Below are 16,397 nucleotides of genomic sequence, written 5' to 3'. Positions count from 1 at the left end.
GAGGTGGCCTTGTTGTTGGAGCCGAGTATCGACCTCGGATTGCTGACTGTGTAGACGGTAATTGCTACAGTCTGTGTAAACCAAAAGTTTATAGTGGTGAGCATGGAAACCTTCAGCAGTATCGAATGTTTTGTCCGCAGCGCCGAAGTCGGCAGCTTTGCCGAGGCGGCGCGGCGCCTGAGCCTGACCCCGGCGGCGGTCGGTAAAAGTGTCGCCAAGCTGGAGGCGCGGCTGGGGGTACGGCTGTTCCAGCGCAGCACCCGCAGCCTGAGCCTGACCGAGGCCGGCCAGGTGTTCCTCGGTGAGGTCAGCGCCAGCCTGCACACCATCCAGAATGCCGTCGCCAACCTGGCCAGTGCCGAAGGCCGTCCGGCCGGCACCCTCAAGGTCAGCGTCGGCACGGTGTTCGGGCGTCTTTATGTGGTGCCGCTGCTCGGCGAGTTCCTGCGGCGTTTTCCGGATATCCGCCCGGACTGGCATTTTGATAACCGCCAGGTGGACCTGATCGGCCAGGGTTTCGACGCGGCCATCGGTGGCGGTTTCGAACTGCCCCAGGGGGTGGTGGCGCGCAAGCTGACGGTGGCCCATCGGGTGCTGGTGGCGTCGGCGGATTACCTGGCACGCCAGCCTGGGGTCAGCACCCCCGAGGATCTGCGCCGCTGCGACGGCATCCTGATCCGTTCGCCGCAGACTGGCCGCGTGCGTTCCTGGCAATTGACCGCGCGCAACGGCGAACATCAGCCGCTGAACCTGAGCCCGCGCATGACCATGAGCGATTCGGAAGCCGCCTGCGCCGTGGCGGCCCAGGGCCTGGGCGTGGCGCTGGTGAGCATGCCGTTCGCGGTGCCCTGGTTGCAGGCCGGGACCTTGCAGCGGGTGCTGCCCGACTGGTACGTCGACGACGGCCATATCTCGATCTACTACGCCGAACACAAGCTGCTCCCGGGCAAGACCCGGGCCTTTGTCGACTTCATCCGCGAGCAGTTCGCCGAGCAGCAGTTGGCCAGCCGCTTCGATGCCCTGTTTGACAAGGAGTCCCCTGTCGCCGGATAGTCTGGACGCCTGCCCAAGCACTGCTTTTCTCTCATCGATCCAATAATAAATAAATCGGAATCGGAGCTTCGGATGTCTGTACCCAGCGAGACGGCTACTCAAACGATTTCCTACAGCGATCTGGTGGCATTGCTTGCCCAGGTCTTTCAGCGCCATGGCACCTCGGCGGAAGTCGCCCGGGTCCTGGCCGAGAACTGCGCCAGCGCCGAGCGCGATGGCGCCCACAGTCACGGTATCTTCCGGATTCCCGGGTATGTCTCCACCCTCGCCAGCGGCTGGGTGGATGGCAAGGCCATTCCCCGGGTCGAAGATGTCGCCTCCGGCTTTGTCCGGGTCGATGCCGCCAACGGTTTCGCCCAGCCGGCCCTGGCCGCCGCCCGCGGGTTGTTGCTGGAGAAGGCCCGCAGTGCCGGGATCGCCGTGCTGGCGATCCGCAATTCCCATCACTTCGCCGCGCTTTGGCCGGATGTCGAGCCCTTTGCCTACGAGGGGCTGGTGGCCCTGAGCGTGGTCAACAGCATGACCTGCGTGGTGCCCCATGGCGCCGAGCGCCCGCTGTTCGGGACCAACCCGATCGCCTTCGCCGCGCCGCGGGCCGGTGGCGATCCGATCGTCTTTGACCTCGCCACCAGCGCCATGGCCCATGGCGATGTGCAGATTGCCGCCCGCGAGGGCCGCAGCCTGCCGCCCGGCATGGGCGTGGACCGCGACGGTCAGCCGACCTGCGACCCCAAGGCGATCCTCGACGGCGGCGCGCTGCTGCCGTTCGGTGGCCACAAGGGGTCGGCGTTGTCGATGATGGTCGAACTGCTGGCGGCGGCCCTGACCGGCGGCAATTTTTCCTTCGAGTTCGACTGGTCGAAACATCCCGGCGCCAAGACTCCCTGGACCGGGCAGTTGATCATTGTCATCGACCCGGCCAAATCGGCAGGGCAGGACTTCGCCGAGCGCGCCCGGACGCTGGTCAGCCAGATGCAGGGTGTCGGCCTGCAACGCCTGCCGGGTGACCGACGGCACCAGCAGCGGGCCGAGTCGCTACGCGACGGGATCGTCCTGGCCGAGGGCGATCTGCAACAGTTGCGTGAGCTGGCCGAGCAGTAAGCGTTGCGCCTGGGATGGGAACACTCCAGGTACGGGGTGGACCCCCGTCTAGTACTGAGGATGGTACTCGGGCGGTCTGCCCAGGTGAGCGAGCAACAATGCCAGTGAGTCGGCGTTGTTCAGCATGACATCCATTCTTTTGTTCTCGTCCGAGAAGAACACTCTGCGGGCCTCATCCAGGTTTTGCGTCCCGGTGAGTTGCAACACCCGCTGGAAAGGTTTGCCCACCACGTCGTACCAGTGCAGGTCGTAATCGTCGCGCTCCCTGAATAATTCGTTGGAGGGAGTGCGGTTGGAGAACGCATGCTGCTGGATGTGTTCCAGGTCGTCATGACGAAGCCTTCCCAGCAGCGATCGGGTATCCAGCAGATCGACGAAGGGCCGGCTCGACTCCAGATAGGCGAGGTCGATCGTGTCGAGCACCAGATGGCTGGTTTCATGCAACAGGACCGTGGCCATGTTGTGACCCAGCATGTCGAAGGCCCTGGAGCGCAGGGGCAGGTAGGGTTCGAAGCCGGGATCGAAGAAACGCTCGGTGAAATAGATTCTCCTGGTCGCGTCCTTGGGCAAGGTGAATGCCTGGATACCGTGCTCCGGGTGCAGGGCCGAGCCCACGATATAGCGTGACGAGGTCTCGGGGTTGAGCGATGGCTTGAGCAGTTCCCCGAGCAGCATGTCCGCGCGGAATTTGATTTTCTGGATCGTGCTTTCACTCACTGAAGCGATATCGAAGAATTTTTCCACGAACTGACGGCGTTTCCGATCCAGGGGCGCCTCGGAAAAAAGCCTGTCCATGTTTTTTTGGGTATCTGCCAGATAGGCCACTGCTTGTTCATGGGCATGGCGGATCATACGTGCCCGGTTGGGATAGAGCCGGCGAATGCTGTCAATCCCGATCGCCTGCACGCGCATTTCCTCGCGGATCGCTCTTCGGTTCAGGCAAGAGTCGAATAGTTTCATTGCGACAGCCCTTCCAGACAGTGTTCTTGCAGGTTGAATGACCACTGTTTGTACGGGTTCTGTTGCAACCAGGGGCCCCGAGCCTGTTCCTTGACGATGCGCCAGCGCCGATTGTCTTCCTGGACCTGAAAGACTTTTCCGCCGACCGCCGCGAAGGTCTTGCCGGTCGCGGTATCCCGATACAGGCCGGTGGCCAGATCCGGGGTCATGTCCGCCAAGGCAACCTCATGGGCTTCATGGCCGAGGATCGCGGCCTTTTGTCCGGGCGTCAGGCGGGCGTCGCCCCAGGCCGGGTCGGCAAAGGGCGATTCGATGAGCGCTTCGGTTTCTGTTGGCATGGGGCCGGTCAGGCTCGATCGGCTCCAGCCGCGGCGTGCCACTGCCAGTTGCGCCAGGCCGATGACGAACTCCTCGATCGCCTCGCCCCAGCGGCCCTGCCAGGCCTTTTGCGTCGCATCCTTGAGCTGCGGGAGGGTTTGCCAGATAAGCAGTGGCAAGCGCAACCGCCCGAGCATGAACATCGCGCCCTGGTAAAGCCCCGCCTTGAGCCAGGACAGGACATTGCTCCAGGCCGAGTGCTGGTCTTGTACGTTCTGCCTGCCGAGCATGTTCTTGAGTAGCGCGGTGGTGTCCTGATAGAGCCGCTGGAAGAAATTGCCGCGCAGCGGATTGTCGCTGATCCCCAGGGGCCTAAGCTGTGCGCCGAACACCTGTTGCGCGTAATGGGCGCGCCGCTCATGGGCCAGTCTTTCAAGGACTCGCTGTTGCAGGCTGTCCGAGTCCTTGAGGTCGGCCAGCAAGGCGGCTTCATCGGTGTATTCCTGGAAAATCGGCAGCGGCCCCTGTGGGCTGAGCAGAATTCGCGGGCCGCGTTCGGCGGATTTGGGACCGATCAGATAGAAACCGGGCACGGGGTCGGCTTTCGCCTGGGCGCCGCTGATCAATTCCAGCGGGCGAACGTCGATGCTCTGTCCGTTCAGGGGTTTCCTGGCAAGACCGTCCGGCATCGCCAGCAGGTGCTTGATGTAGCCGTGGGCGGTGGCGGACAGGCTGTTGCCGATGACCTGGGTGAAGGCGTGCAGCAGGCTTTGCCAGAAAAAGTGTTTTTGAAAAGCGCGCTGGCGTTGTGCGCTGCCACTTTCGCTGGCCGACAGATAGGAGTCGAGCAGGTTTGCATAGTGGCTGCCCACGGCGGCCTCTTTCACCAGGCTCTTGAGGCGGTCGCTGGTCAGGCCCTCGGGCAGCCAGCCCGTCGGAGTGCTGGCGACGATCGAGCTTTGGTCGATGTGGTCGAAGTGCCGCAGGGCGAAGTCGGTCAGCGATTCACGGATGATCTCGGTCGCATTGCGTAGCGTCAGCGAGACGTTGATCTTGTCGGGGTCGAGGCGGGCCGCCGGAAAGTCCCGGGACAGCAGGCTCATGACCTTGGTCCTGGCATTGTCGCGGATATCGGGAATGTCCTGGTGGTAGTCCCCCGTCGTCGCGGCATCCTGGCGATAGCGGTCGAGCAGGCTCGCCAGGGCGAACTGCCGGCTGTCGCTGGCGTCCGCCAACCAGGTTGGCAGCGCCAGGTGCAGGGTGGCGTTCTGCGCGGCCTGGATGGCCTTCTCAAGAGTCGGAACCGTCGAGCGGGCATCAAGGCAGGACTGCAGGTGCTGGTGAAAGTGCTCGCCCGAGTAAGGGGATGCCACGGCATGCGCGAGATCGCCCATCGCCTTGTCCACCAGCGAGTTTTGTCGATTGCCGCGGAAACCGTTGTGAATGAGTTCAAAGCCCAGGGCCGGATAAGCCCGGTGATTGGTGTGGTGGTTCTGGGGCAGGGGCAAATGGGCCGGTTGTTCGCTGCGGGCGATATTCTCCAGCAGGGACAGACGTTCCACGGGGTCATGCAGGCGCCGTTGCAGTTCGACTTCGGCGGCGTGAAAGGAGTGAAAGGTTTCTGCCCCCTGAACCGGGGTCCATAGCTGCACCGCCCCGGAATGCTCGTTGTCCAGGCCGCCGCGTTCGGTCAGCAGGTAGCAGTTGCGCAGTTTGATCGGCGCGGCCGCCCCGTCAGTCTTGAGCGTCAGCTCGAAGGCATCCGGAATGAAGCCGCGCAAGCCCGGACGCTGGTCCCTTCGATGGCTGTCGAGCAGGTTGTCGAGCACCTCCAGGTCGGTTTCTCTCAAGGTATTCTGCAGCGCCTTGAACTGCGCTTCGCGGCGCAACCCACTGGTGACGGCCTCGCTCAAGCGTTCGGACAGCTCGCTGTACACCGAGCGCTGCTGGCGCAGATAGTGCCCGAGAAAATCCGGCAGGACCTTCTCGACGATCGTGTTGAGCCGCGTGATGTCCAGGTCTGAAACCCGTGCCCAGTGACCCTCGCTATCCTTGCTGAACAGTCCGCCGTGGGCGGTCTTTACTAGCGCGCCGGAGTGCTGGGTCAGACGTTCGAGAAAGTGTTCCACCAGGCTTTGTGAGCTACTCGGCAGCAGCGTCGTATCGCCGAGGGCCGGAAGGGCGGACGTATACTGATTGATGTGGAGATTGCCGGGTGACAGGTTACCTCGATGGACGAGGTTCAGTTCCCTGGACAGCTCGCTTTGGATGAAGTCCTTGAGGGACGGACGCTTGTTCAGGGCTTCGGCGATGCTCTCCTTGAGTTCGCTCAGGGTTTTCAGCTGGTATCTGACGGTGTCCAGCACGGGCGTCAATACCCGTCGCGAGCCCGGTGTGACGAACCTCTCGCTGGGAGAGAGATCCAGGCGATGGCTCCATCGACCCAGGGGGGCGAGCGCAACCAATCGCGGGTCGATCAAGGCGCGGACATCCAGTGCCCGTTCAAACGCCGCGGCGAGGGCCAGCGCGCCGTTGCTGCTGCGATAGCGTGCGAGCACATACGCCACGTTATCCAGTTGTTTGGCGACGACGCTATTGAACAGCGCCTCGAAGACCTCCGGGTTGCCCACTGTCAGTGCGATATCGAGGGGCTGCGAATCCTTCAGGTCGGCGCGTTCGCGCAGTGACAGGCCATGACGCAGGTCATTGCCGTGGTCCGGGTCTTGAAGCAGGGGCTTGACCGAGGCCAGCAGTGAACTCTCGCTTTCGAAGGCCAACAGTCGACCGGCGGCATAACAGAAAAAAGCCGGGTGTTGCTGGCGGTCGCTGCGTACGACAAAGGCATTGGCCAATGCGCCGGTGAGCCGGCTGGTTTTCACGCTCAGGGTGTAGGGCGTCAGTTCGTGCAGTCTTGAAGCCTCCAGGGGGTAGAACCCGCACAGCGGGTAGTAGTCCTCGGGACTGAGGATATTCCAGTCCTGTTCCTGCTGGAGCAGCTCGGCCCGAAAGCGCGTACCCATGGCATCGATAAACAGTTCCTGGCGTGGTTGCCCGTTGTCGAGGGGCTCTTTCCAGAAGTCTCGCAGTGTGCTTTCCAGATGGCTGTACAACTGGCCGGAGAGACTCGCCAGTGCTGCTTCCCAAACGACGGTATCCGTCGCCGAGGAGGAGTAGCCGGGGGCGACGAATTCGCGGCTTTGCCCTTCGGGCCAGACACCCCGGTTGTAGTGTTCCAGCAAGGTTTCGCTGAGCTGTCGTGTGGAGAGCTGTTGGAGGGGGAGCGTCGCCGTGCCGTCGCCGGAGAGGGGGGTGGCGTAGCTGATCACCCTCAGGGCCGTCAGGTTGACGTGGGGGAAGTGCCGGCCCAGATGGTTCTCGAACAGTCGGTTGAGCAGGGACTTGAGTGTCGGCAACCTGAGCAATTCGTCATGCAGATTCTTCAGGCTGTAGTCGAGGCAGGTTTCGATGGACTGGCGTCGATCGACCAGTACGACACCCCGGATCGGTTCCGAGACCAGGATGGGCGGCGGCTCGAAGCGAATGGCCGCCTTGATCCTGAGTGCGACGAAGCGTAGCAGTTCGTCGCGCTGCGGGGGCAGGCCCAGGCGTTCGAGCAGTTTTTTCAGCGCCAGCTCGCGATGATCGAAGGGCTCCAGGCCGAACCCCGGGGTACAGAGGAACACCCGCTGCCCCCGAGGGCCGCTGACCAGAAAGGCTCCGGCCAGCTCGGTCGCCGGAGAGCCTTGGGCGACGATGAAGAGTTTATCGACGGACATCGGGGTATCGAGTGCCTGGCGGGCATCCTGGCTGGCCAGGAACAGGTTGCGCAACCAGTTGCGCTCAGTGGTTCCGATCCGCAGGGATATTTCCAGCGCGCTGGGGGTATCACGCAGTTCCATGGCCTGGGACAAATAATAGACAGGGGGATGGTCGGACATAGGCTGTGCCTTCGTTCGTGTTGACGAGGGGCGAGGCCCGCCGGGGCGGGGCATCGCGCTTGAAGGACATCAACGCTACAGGGGGCGGCCCGACAGGCTGCATTAGATAGTGCTGGTGGGGGTGGGCGCTTGCCCAGGCTGGGGTGCCCCTGTGAAAATCGGATAGAACTCCGTGGGGCGCCCCAGGTAGCTGATAAGCAGCGCCAGGGAGTCCGCGTTGGCCAGGATGACATCGATTCTCCGGGCTTCGTCGTCCTGGAATTTTCGCCGGGCGTCTTGCAGATGGCGGCTGCGGGTCAGTTCCAGAACCCGCTTGTACGGGTCATCTTCGATATCGTGCCATGTGCCGGTGACCCGGTCTTCAACCCTGAACAAGTGCTCGCTGGGTGTGCGTGCGGAGAGTGCCTTTTCCTGCAACTCCTTCAATTCCTGGAGTCGTTCACGCGCCTCGCTTGTGCTGTTGTCGAGCAGGTCGTGGAAGGGGCGGAAGGAATCCAGGTAGGCGATGTCCACGGTATTGAGGACGATATGGCTGAACTCATGAAGGAAGATGGTCGCCATGTTGTGCAACACGCTGTTGAAGGTCCTGGGTCGGATGGGCTCATAGACCTTCAATTCGGGCTCGAAGAACAGCTCATTCAAATAGATTTTACGGGTGCGGTCGCAGGTCACCACGAAGGCCGGGCACCTGCGCTCAGGTATCCGGGCGGCACCGACTACATAGAGGTCCGAGAGATCGGGGGAGCGTTCCGGGGACAGCAGCTCCAGAAGCAGCTTGTCGAGCATTCTGATGATTCTGTTGTTCAGGCCCCGGCTGATGCTCTTGAGGCCGAAGAGTTCCTGGAGGTAAAGCTGTCGCTGGCTGTCGAGTCGAGTGCCGGATGCCAGCGATTTCAAGCGTTGCCTGGCGTTACTCAGGTAGGTGACGGCCAATGCATGGGCCTGTTTGATTTGTCGGGCCTTGTCCGGATAAAGGTGTTTGATCGATTTCATGCCCGCCGCCAGTACCTTGACTTCACGGTTCACGGTCTGCCGGGTGGTGATACGGTCCAGCAGGCGATTACCATCCCCGCCTCCCAGCAAGCGCCCCTTGAGGTCCATCTCCCACTGGCCTTGGGTGTCTTTTCGCAGCCACGGTCCGGGTTCCTGGTCGGTCACGATCCGCCAGCGCCGGTCCTCGGACCGCACCTGGAACACCCGTCCGCGTACGGCTGCGTAACGGCGATTTGTGCTTGGGTCGGTATAGATGCCCAGGGCGGCGTCATGCTCCAGATCGCTCAAGGCAATATCCCGGGCTTCGTAGCCGAGCAGGCGGTTTTGCTGTTCCCGGGTCAGGTGCATGTCTCCCCAGGCAGGCCAGTGTGGAAACGCTGACTCGACCGGGGTTTCTGGCGGGGCGGGTGTCTGCGCGGGTTTCGGCCATTCGACGAGAGCGCTGGCAGTCGGGGCTTTACGGGACAATGCCAGTTGCGCCAGGGCGCCAGTGAATTCTTCCATCGCCAATGCCCAGCGACCTTGCCAGGCATTGTCCATGGCGTCCTTGAAGCGCGGCAGGGTTTGCCAGATCACCCAGGGCATGCGCAAGCGGCCGAGCATGAGGCGGGTGTCCTGGTGCAACTGATTCCCGAGCAGGTGAACCACCGTGCTCCAGGCCGACTGCTGCCCCTGGGTACCTTGTAGTCCCAATTGCTCTTTCAACAGGGCGGTTATGTCGTTGTATAACTGGTTGAGGAAATGACCCTTGATGATGTTCCAGGTAGCGCTGACGGTCTGGGTACTGAAAACCTGTTCGCTGTAGAGCGGGCGCACGCTACTGGAAAGCCTGCCGAGCACGAGTTGTCGCAAGGGGCCGGGACGACCCAGTTCGCTTATGAGCAGCGATTCGTTGCCGTACTCGCGAAAGACCGGTTGTTCGCCATACGGGCTGAAGAGCAGCAGGGGCCCCTGGGTATCGGAGCGTCCGATCAGATACAGGCCCAGGGCCCGGTCCGCGCTCGCCCGGGCCTGGCGCAGCAGTTCCAGTGGGCGTACGACGATATCGCTGCCGGCGAGGGGGAGTCGGGCCACGCCGTCGGGCATGCCCAGCAGATGCGTGATAAAGCCGTGGGCCTGGGCGCAAATCGATCGTTGCAGGTACTGGCGCAGGGCATGTTCGAGGCTTTGCCAGATCAGGTGCGGGGTGAACAGGGCTCGGCGCTCGGGCACCCGGTTCTCGCCGTGGGACAGATGGGACTCCAGCAGCGCCGCGTAATGCGTGCCGATCTGCGCTTCCTTGATCAGGGCATTGAGGCGCGCAACCGTCAAATCATCCGGAAGTTTGTGGGCGTCTATCAGTGTCGCCGAAGCCCCGTCGATTTCGTCGAAATGGCGCAGGGCGTAGTCCGTCAGGGTCTGCGTGCTGCTGCGTACCGAGAGGTGCACGTCATCCGGACTCAAGCCTGATGTCGGAAAGTCGCGAATCAGCAGGCTGCCGATCTTTGTCCGGGCGAAGTGCCGGATGTCGGGGATGTCGTGATGGTAATCGAGAGGGGCATCGATGTGTTGTCGGTGCTGGTCCAATAATTCGGCCAGGGCCAGTTGCTCGTCGGCTCGGGCACTCGCCAGCCAGGCGGGCAGCGCGCTATGGAAGCGGGCGTGCCGTGTCGCTGCGAGGGCTTTTTCCAGGGGCGCCAGCAAGGCGTGTCGTAGCAGGCAGGATTGCACGTGGCCTTGCAGTCCGGCGGCCGGCAGTTGCGCTGAGGCCGCCACGGCGATGTCTCCCAGAGCCTTCTCGACCAGGGAGTGGATTCGGTCGTTCAGGAAGTTGTTGCGGGTACGTTCGAAGCCGATGCTGATGCCATTGAGCTGATGATCCGCCGAGAGCGGCGCGGGGGGCGGGGTGGCTATCAGGTTTTCCAACAGGGACAGACGTTGCTCCGGGGCGTGCAAGCGTCGGTTGAGCTCGGCTTCGGCCCTGTGCAATGAGTCGAATGCTTCGAGTCCACCGGCCGGTGTCCAGAACAGTGCTCTTCCGGAATTGAGCGGATCCAGCCCGCCACGCTCGGTGATCAGGAAACAGTTGAACAGCGTGTGGGGCGGCAGCGACTGCCCGGTGGTTTTCAGCGTGAGACCGAAAGCATCCGGGATAAACCCCCGCAAGCCTTTGCGCCGTGCGCTGTCCGGGCTGTCGAGGACCGTTTCAAGCAGTTCCCGGGCGCTGTCATCCAGTGTTCCAGTCAGCACCCGTTGCCGTGCTTCGTGGCGCAGCCCCTGCTCCAGGGCCTTGCCGATCAGGGGGCTGAGTTGTGAATAGATCGCTCGATGCTGGTGCAGGAAACGTGGCAGGAAATCCACCAGCGCGGCGTCGACGAACTCGTTGGCGGTGGCCATGTCCAGGTTGGCAATCCTTGACCAATAACCGTCCTCGCCGCGACTGAACAGGCCGCTGTCGATACGCTCTGTCAGTGGCAGGACCAGGCCGACCGAGCGCTCCAGCAGATGTTTGGCCAGGCTGATCGAGGTGCTCGGCTGGAGTGCCTGCTGCTGGTCGGAGGCGCTCTCGTACTGGTTGAGGTAAATGTTCGTCGCGTCCAGGTCTGTCCGCTTTGCGTTGAGCAACTCATCGTGCAGCGAGCTTTGCGCAAAAGTCAGGAGATCCGGACGTTTGGCCAGTTCGTTGGCGAGACGGAATTTCAAGGTGTTGAGCGTGTGCCACTGTTCACTGGCGCTGGCCGGCGTCGTGATCGGGGGCTGGGTCGACGGCTGGGCATGGGCGTCCGCTGACAGATCGAGGCGGATGCTCCAGCGCTCACGGGTATTGATCGACAACAGTTTGCTGTTGATCATCGCGCGTATGTCCAGGGCTGCCTCGAAGGCCGCGGGGAGATTCAGTTGCCCGTTGCTCCTGTTGTAGCGAGCCAGGACGTATTCGATGTTTTCCCGTTGTTTGGCGATGATCGATTCCAACCCGTTTTCGAAGAGCGGCTGCGCGAGGGGGTCCAGTTCCGTGGTCAACGTGGGGTATTGCTGTAGATCGGTGAACTCCGTCAGCGAAAGGGTTTCCAAGAGTTCGCCACTGCGTTGGCTGCCGCGCAGCTCATGCAGGAGCCAGTTGTCCAGGGCATTCTGGCCGTTGAGTTCGACAAGCCGGCCGAAGGCATAGACAAACAGCGAGCCTGGGCTGACGGCCCCGTCGCTGACCAGGAACGCATTGGCGAGTGCGGCCTGGGAAGGCTTGGTGGTTCTGTAGCCGAGGCTCTTGATCTGGGTCCGTGGCAATCGGGCCGGCCTGTGGGGATAGAGCCCGGCCAGCCAGTACTGCGTTCGGGAACCGATGCTGTCCCATTGCAATTGTTTGATCAGTTCGGTTCGCCAGCAGGTGCCCATGACCTCGGCAAAAAAAGATCGGCGTGAGTAGCCGTTGTCCATCTTCTCGTTCCAGTAGCTTTCCAGCTCGTTTTGCAAGCGGATCCTCAGGCTGCCGGAGATTTTCGCGAGGGCCCCTTCCCAGGCCTCGACATCCGCCGGCACCGCGTTGTAGCCGGGGGCGACGAAGGCGCGGCGCTGGTCGGCGGGCCAGGCCCCGGCGCGATAGTGCGCCAGCAGCGCATCGCTCAGCGAGTGAGTCGCGGCGGGCGGGTGTTTCGGTTTGCTGTCGTCATCGTTGTCGTTTCGGCCATCGCTCACATAGCTGATCATCCTGACGGTCGCCAGGTTGACGTTGGCAAAGCATCGATCCAGTTCATCGCCGAGCATTTTGTCGAGCAGCGCGGCGAGGCTGGGCAGCTTGAGCAATTCCTCGCCCAAGGCCTCCAGGTTGAGCCTCTCATGGAGATCGATCGAGCGACGCCGGTCGAGGAACACCGCGCCTTTGATGGGTTCTGTCTTGACTTGCAGATCAGCGCCGAACTGGATTCGGCTCTTGATATCGAGGAACACGAAGCGCAGCAGTTCGTCGCGCCGGGTCTTGTCGCTCAGGCGCTCGAGCACGCTGTCGAGGGCGGCGGCTTGTGTGTCGAAATGCTCCAGGCCGAAGCCCGGCGTATACAGATACGCGCAGTCCCGGGTGCCGGGCCTCATCAGGAAGGCCCCCACCAGCTCCACCAGTGTCACACCGTAGGCGCTGAGCAGGATTTTTTCGACAGTCATTGGATCTTCGAGCGCCTGGCGGGCGTCCTGGTTGGGAAGCAGGATGTTCTTCAACCAGAGTCGGTCGGCCTGGGTGATGTTGCGCGCGCTTTCCCGCTCATTGGGTGCGTCGCGTGCTTCCAGGGCTTCGGAGAACTCGTAGGGATATGAATCGAGGGTCATGGCGTTTGCCTTCGTACGTACTGACGAATCGCGGGGCGCTGGCAGGCCAGGCTTCGCGGAGAATGGCAAAAACGCTATCGGGTGGCGGGCAGATGAGGTGGTAGATAGTGCTTCGGGGGCCGCGTCCCTTGCCGGGCGGCAAGGGCGCGTTCAAACAGCGACCGATCAGTGACGACGGCCCAGCAGCAGGCCGACCACCAGGCCGAAGCCGGCGGAAATCGCCACGGTCTGCCATGGGTGCCCGCCGATGTAGGTTTCGGTCGCCTCGACCACCGGCTTGGTGCTGTCACGCACATGGCTCACGGAGTCCAGCGCCTGCTTGAGCTTGTGGCTGATCTGGGTACGCAGGTTCTCGCCTTCCTCGCCCACCAGCGAGGCGCTTTCCTTCAGCAGTTTTTCCGAGTCCTGGATCAGCGCTTGCAGCTCGCTGAAGGCCTGGTCCTTGATCTGGTCTTCGGCGGCTTGTACGGTGGATTTGCGGGCCATGATGATCTTCCTTTCAAGAGAATGATGGGACTCACCCTATGAGTCGATTGTGCCGGTGAAAGTTGCAAATTTTTCAGCCGTGGCCCTGGGGCGAAACAAAATCCACGGCAGGATATTTCCATCGACGGTGTAAGATATGCCTCTATTTACACCGCAGGATTTTCCAATGAGCTTCAATCTGGCTAACAAGTCCCTGGCTGAGCGTGCCGCCCTCGAGGACGAAAAGTCCCGGCTGTTCGATCTCTGGCAGAGCAACCTGGGCAAGGCCAAGGGCGAGGCCGCGCGCCTGTTCGGCGAGCGCGCCAAGCGCAAGGGCAAGTGGGCGGAGTGGGTACGTTCGGAACTCGACACCCTGTCGCCGCCGGAATACACCAGCATGGTCCGCAGTGAGGTCAATCGCCTGATGGCGGCGGCCAAGTAAACGCAGGCCTCACTCCACTCGGATGATGCTGTAGCGCTGGGTCACACCGCCGACCTTGATCGTCACCTCGTCGCCGTCCTGCTTGCCCAGCAGGGCGCCGCCCAAGGGCGAGCGCGGGCTGATCACGGTGATCAACTGACCGGCTTCCTCGACCTTGAGACCGGCGGCATCGGGTGCCAGGAACAGCCATTGTTCGCTGCCGTTCTCGGCCTCGAGTGCCAGCAGGGTGCCGAGCTGGATACCGGTTTGCGGGTCATACGGGCGCGGGATCAATTCCCGGCAGCGCTTGAGGGCCTGGCGGATTTCCTCCATGCGCCGGGCTTGTCCGGTGGCCAGGTATGAGGCTTCCAGGCCCAGGGTGTCGTACTTGTTCTCGGCGACGTTTTCTTCGTGGGTCGCGGTTTCGTAGGCGGTTTGTGCCGCGCGCTGCAAGACGTCGAGGTCGATGTCCAGCAGTTCGAGAAGCCGTTGATGCACGGCGTGCTTGTCCATCACGGTGATGTCGCTCAATTGCAGAACTGCAGCACGTTGGCGCGGCTCTTGTCAGTGGGCGCGGTCTGGTCCTGTTGCAGCCAGAACTGGCACTTGGGGTTGGACAGGTTGCGGTAGCTGCTGCGGGCCTGTTCCAGGCGCTGCTGTTCTTCATTCTTGGATAGGTTCTGCTTGTACTGCTCGAACATCTGCGTCGAATCGCCGCCGCTTTGTGGCGCCGGGGTGCTGCTGACAGCGGGAGCCGGGTTGCTCAGTTGGCGGGCGGCCTCGGCCAGCGGTGCCAGGGGCTGCGGGACAAAGATCCGTGCCACCACCCAGGCCGTCAGGGCCAGGGCCATGACGCCCAGCCAGATGCCCAGGGCGATACTGGCGGTCAATTGCAGTGGGTTGAGGGTGACATAAATGGGGCGGCGCGCTTGTCGGCGGTAAGGCATGGTGACCTCCTGGCAGGGCGATTCGGAGCAAAGGATCATTGTCGCATATGAAGATTAATCGACATCGGCTCTTCTGCGCGCACAGATTTATGCGGACAATCGGCGCTTTTGCCAAATGGAGCCCGGAATGAAGGCCACCTGGGATATTTTCTGCACGGTTGTGGATAACTTCGGCGATATCGGGGTGACTTGGCGCCTGGCCCGGCAGTTGGCTGCCGAACACGACTGTGCCGTGCGGCTGTGGGTCGATGATCTGCGAGCCTTCGAGCATCTGTGCCCGGCGATCGATGTCGGGCTCGAGCGGCAGTCGCAGCGTGGGGTCGAGGTCTGCCGTTGGTCGGCGCCCTGGTTGCCCGTGCCGGCGGCCGATGTGGTGATCGGCGCCTTTGCCTGCGCCTTGCCCCATGAATACATGGAAGCCATGGCGGCACGGGACAGGGCGCCGTTATGGCTCAATCTCGACTATCTGAGCGCCGAGGACTGGATCGTCGGCTGCCACGGACTGCCGTCGGTCAAGTTCAAGCAGGTGCAGAAATTCTTCTTCTTCCCGGGCTTCCAGGCCGGAACGGGTGGCCTGCTGCGGGAAGCCGGTTTGCTGGAGCAGCGTCGGGCTTTTGTCCAGGATCCGCGGGCACGTGGCGATTTCCTCCGAGGACTCGGCGTCGAACCGACAGACGGTGCGCGGCTTATCTCGCTGTTCGCCTATGAAAACGCGAGCCTGGCCAGTTGGCTCGATGCCCTGGCGGCCGATGTCCGGCCGACGCAGTTGCTGGTGCCGGTGGGGCGTATCCTGGCCGATGTCCAGCGTTGGCTGGGGACCGAGGGCCTGGCGGTGGGGGCCCGGGAAGTCCGTGGCCAACTGACGGTGCAGGTGTTGCCGTTCGTCCCCCAGGAGGATTACGACCGCCTGCTGTGGAGCTGCGATTTCAACGCGGTGCGCGGCGAAGACTCGTTCGTGCGGGCGCAATGGGCGGGGCGGCCGTTGCTCTGGCACATCTATCGCCAGGAGGATGACGTTCACCTGGACAAGCTGGAGGCCTTTCTCGGGTTGTACACCCAGGGCTTGTCAGCACCGGCCAAAGCGGCGTTCGAGGGCTGGTGGCGGGCCTGGAATACACCGGGCGACATGGCGTTGGCCTGGAAAACGCTGCTGGAAAACGAGCGGGAGCTGGCCGAACACGCCGAGCGCTGGTGTCTGGAACAGGCTTCGCGGCCCGATCTTGCCACGGCGCTGGTGAAGCTTTACCTAAATTGGATATGATACGCGGCCTAGATTTATGTACATCCCATCCAAATTCGGATATTCGCAATGAAAACTGGTAAAGAACTGAAACCCGGGACCGTGATCCGTCTCGAAAACGATCCTTGGCTGGTTCAGAAAGCTGAATTCACCAAATCCGGTCGTAACAGCGCAATCATGAAGACCAAGCTGAAGAACCTGCTGACCGGTTACAAGACCGAGATCGTCTACAGCGCCGATGACAAACTGGACGACGTGATCCTCGACCGCAAAGAAGCGACCCTGTCCTTCATCAGCGGCGACTCCTACACGTTCATGGACACCTCCGACTACACCATGTACGAGCTGAACGCCGAAGACATCGAGGCTGTTCTGCCATTCGTGGAAGAAGGCATGACCGACGTCTGCGAAGCCGTGTTCTTCGAAGACCGCCTGGTTTCCGTAGAACTGCCGACCACCATCGTGCGCCAGGTCGACTACACCGAAGGTTCGGCTCGCGGTGACACTTCCGGCAAGGTGATGAAGCCTGCCAAACTGAAGAACGGTACCGAACTGTCGGTAGCTGACTTCATCGAAATCGGCGACATGATCGAGATCGATACCCGTGAAGGCGGTTCCTACAAAGGCCGTGCTAAATAAGCACTGCTTTTCGCCGCACGAACAAA

General features: G+C 62.2%; 11 protein-coding genes. 5 read left to right on the top strand and 6 right to left on the bottom strand.

Going from position 1 to position 16,397, the window contains the following annotated elements; genetic code table 11:
• The first annotated feature begins 102 nt into the window (after positions 1 to 102).
• A complete protein-coding gene (locus tag HX830_RS17800) occupies positions 103 to 1,053 on the top strand; it encodes a LysR family transcriptional regulator (protein ID WP_152737053.1) in 951 nt (316 codons plus the stop codon).
• A gap of 72 nt (positions 1,054 to 1,125) precedes the next feature.
• Complete coding sequence (locus tag HX830_RS17795) at positions 1,126 to 2,154, top strand: Ldh family oxidoreductase (RefSeq protein WP_177101595.1); 1,029 nt, start codon at positions 1,126 to 1,128, stop codon at positions 2,152 to 2,154.
• A 48-nt stretch (positions 2,155 to 2,202) separates the two neighbouring features.
• On the opposite strand, the gene HX830_RS17790 is transcribed toward HX830_RS17795, so the two are convergent.
• The 4 genes from HX830_RS17790 to HX830_RS17775 all read right to left on the bottom strand — a co-directional run bounded on the left by HX830_RS17790 (position 2,203) and on the right by HX830_RS17775 (position 13,145).
• Entirely contained in the window at positions 2,203 to 3,066 is an 864-nt protein-coding gene (locus HX830_RS17790; protein ID WP_218171321.1) for a hypothetical protein, read from the bottom strand.
• Positions 3,067 to 3,110: 44 nt separating this feature from the next.
• Complete coding sequence (locus HX830_RS17785; RefSeq protein ID WP_177101591.1) at positions 3,111 to 7,370, bottom strand: dermonecrotic toxin domain-containing protein; 4,260 nt, start codon at positions 7,368 to 7,370, stop codon at positions 3,111 to 3,113.
• 102 nt (positions 7,371 to 7,472) lie between these two features.
• A complete protein-coding gene (locus HX830_RS17780; protein ID WP_177101589.1) occupies positions 7,473 to 12,659 on the bottom strand; it encodes a hypothetical protein in 5,187 nt (1,728 codons plus the stop codon).
• Positions 12,660 to 12,824: 165 nt separating this feature from the next.
• The gene (locus HX830_RS17775; protein WP_177101587.1) at positions 12,825 to 13,145 is read right to left on the bottom strand and encodes a DUF883 family protein; all 321 of its coding nucleotides are present in this window, start codon (positions 13,143 to 13,145) and stop codon (positions 12,825 to 12,827) included.
• 166 nt (positions 13,146 to 13,311) lie between these two features.
• Between HX830_RS17775 and HX830_RS17770 the strand changes: the two genes are divergently transcribed.
• Complete coding sequence (locus HX830_RS17770) at positions 13,312 to 13,566, top strand: hypothetical protein (RefSeq protein ID WP_100940670.1); 255 nt, start codon at positions 13,312 to 13,314, stop codon at positions 13,564 to 13,566.
• A gap of 9 nt (positions 13,567 to 13,575) precedes the next feature.
• Here HX830_RS17770 and HX830_RS17765 read toward each other — a convergent pair whose 3' ends face one another.
• On the bottom strand, positions 13,576 to 14,058 hold the full coding sequence (locus tag HX830_RS17765; RefSeq protein ID WP_177101650.1) for a GreA/GreB family elongation factor: 483 nt from the start codon (positions 14,056 to 14,058) through the stop codon (positions 13,576 to 13,578).
• Positions 14,059 to 14,072: 14 nt separating this feature from the next.
• Positions 14,073 to 14,492 (bottom strand): hypothetical protein, encoded by a 420-nt coding sequence (locus HX830_RS17760; RefSeq protein ID WP_177101585.1) that lies wholly within the window; start codon positions 14,490 to 14,492, stop codon positions 14,073 to 14,075.
• 127 nt (positions 14,493 to 14,619) lie between these two features.
• Here HX830_RS17760 and earP point away from each other — a divergent pair, with 127 nt between their 5' ends.
• Both earP and HX830_RS17750 read left to right on the top strand, forming a co-directional pair.
• A complete protein-coding gene (earP, locus tag HX830_RS17755; RefSeq protein ID WP_177101583.1) occupies positions 14,620 to 15,753 on the top strand; it encodes an elongation factor P maturation arginine rhamnosyltransferase EarP in 1,134 nt (377 codons plus the stop codon).
• 48 nt (positions 15,754 to 15,801) lie between these two features.
• Complete coding sequence (locus HX830_RS17750) at positions 15,802 to 16,371, top strand: elongation factor P (protein ID WP_100940667.1); 570 nt, start codon at positions 15,802 to 15,804, stop codon at positions 16,369 to 16,371.
• The last annotated feature ends 26 nt before the right edge of the window (positions 16,372 to 16,397 follow it).

It is taken from the genome of Pseudomonas gingeri (assembly GCF_013385425.1).
Lineage (GTDB): Bacteria > Pseudomonadota > Gammaproteobacteria > Pseudomonadales > Pseudomonadaceae > Aquipseudomonas > Aquipseudomonas gingeri_D.
The sequence above is the reverse complement of the archived record's forward strand: the minus strand, read 5'-3'. Positions and strand labels throughout refer to the sequence as shown.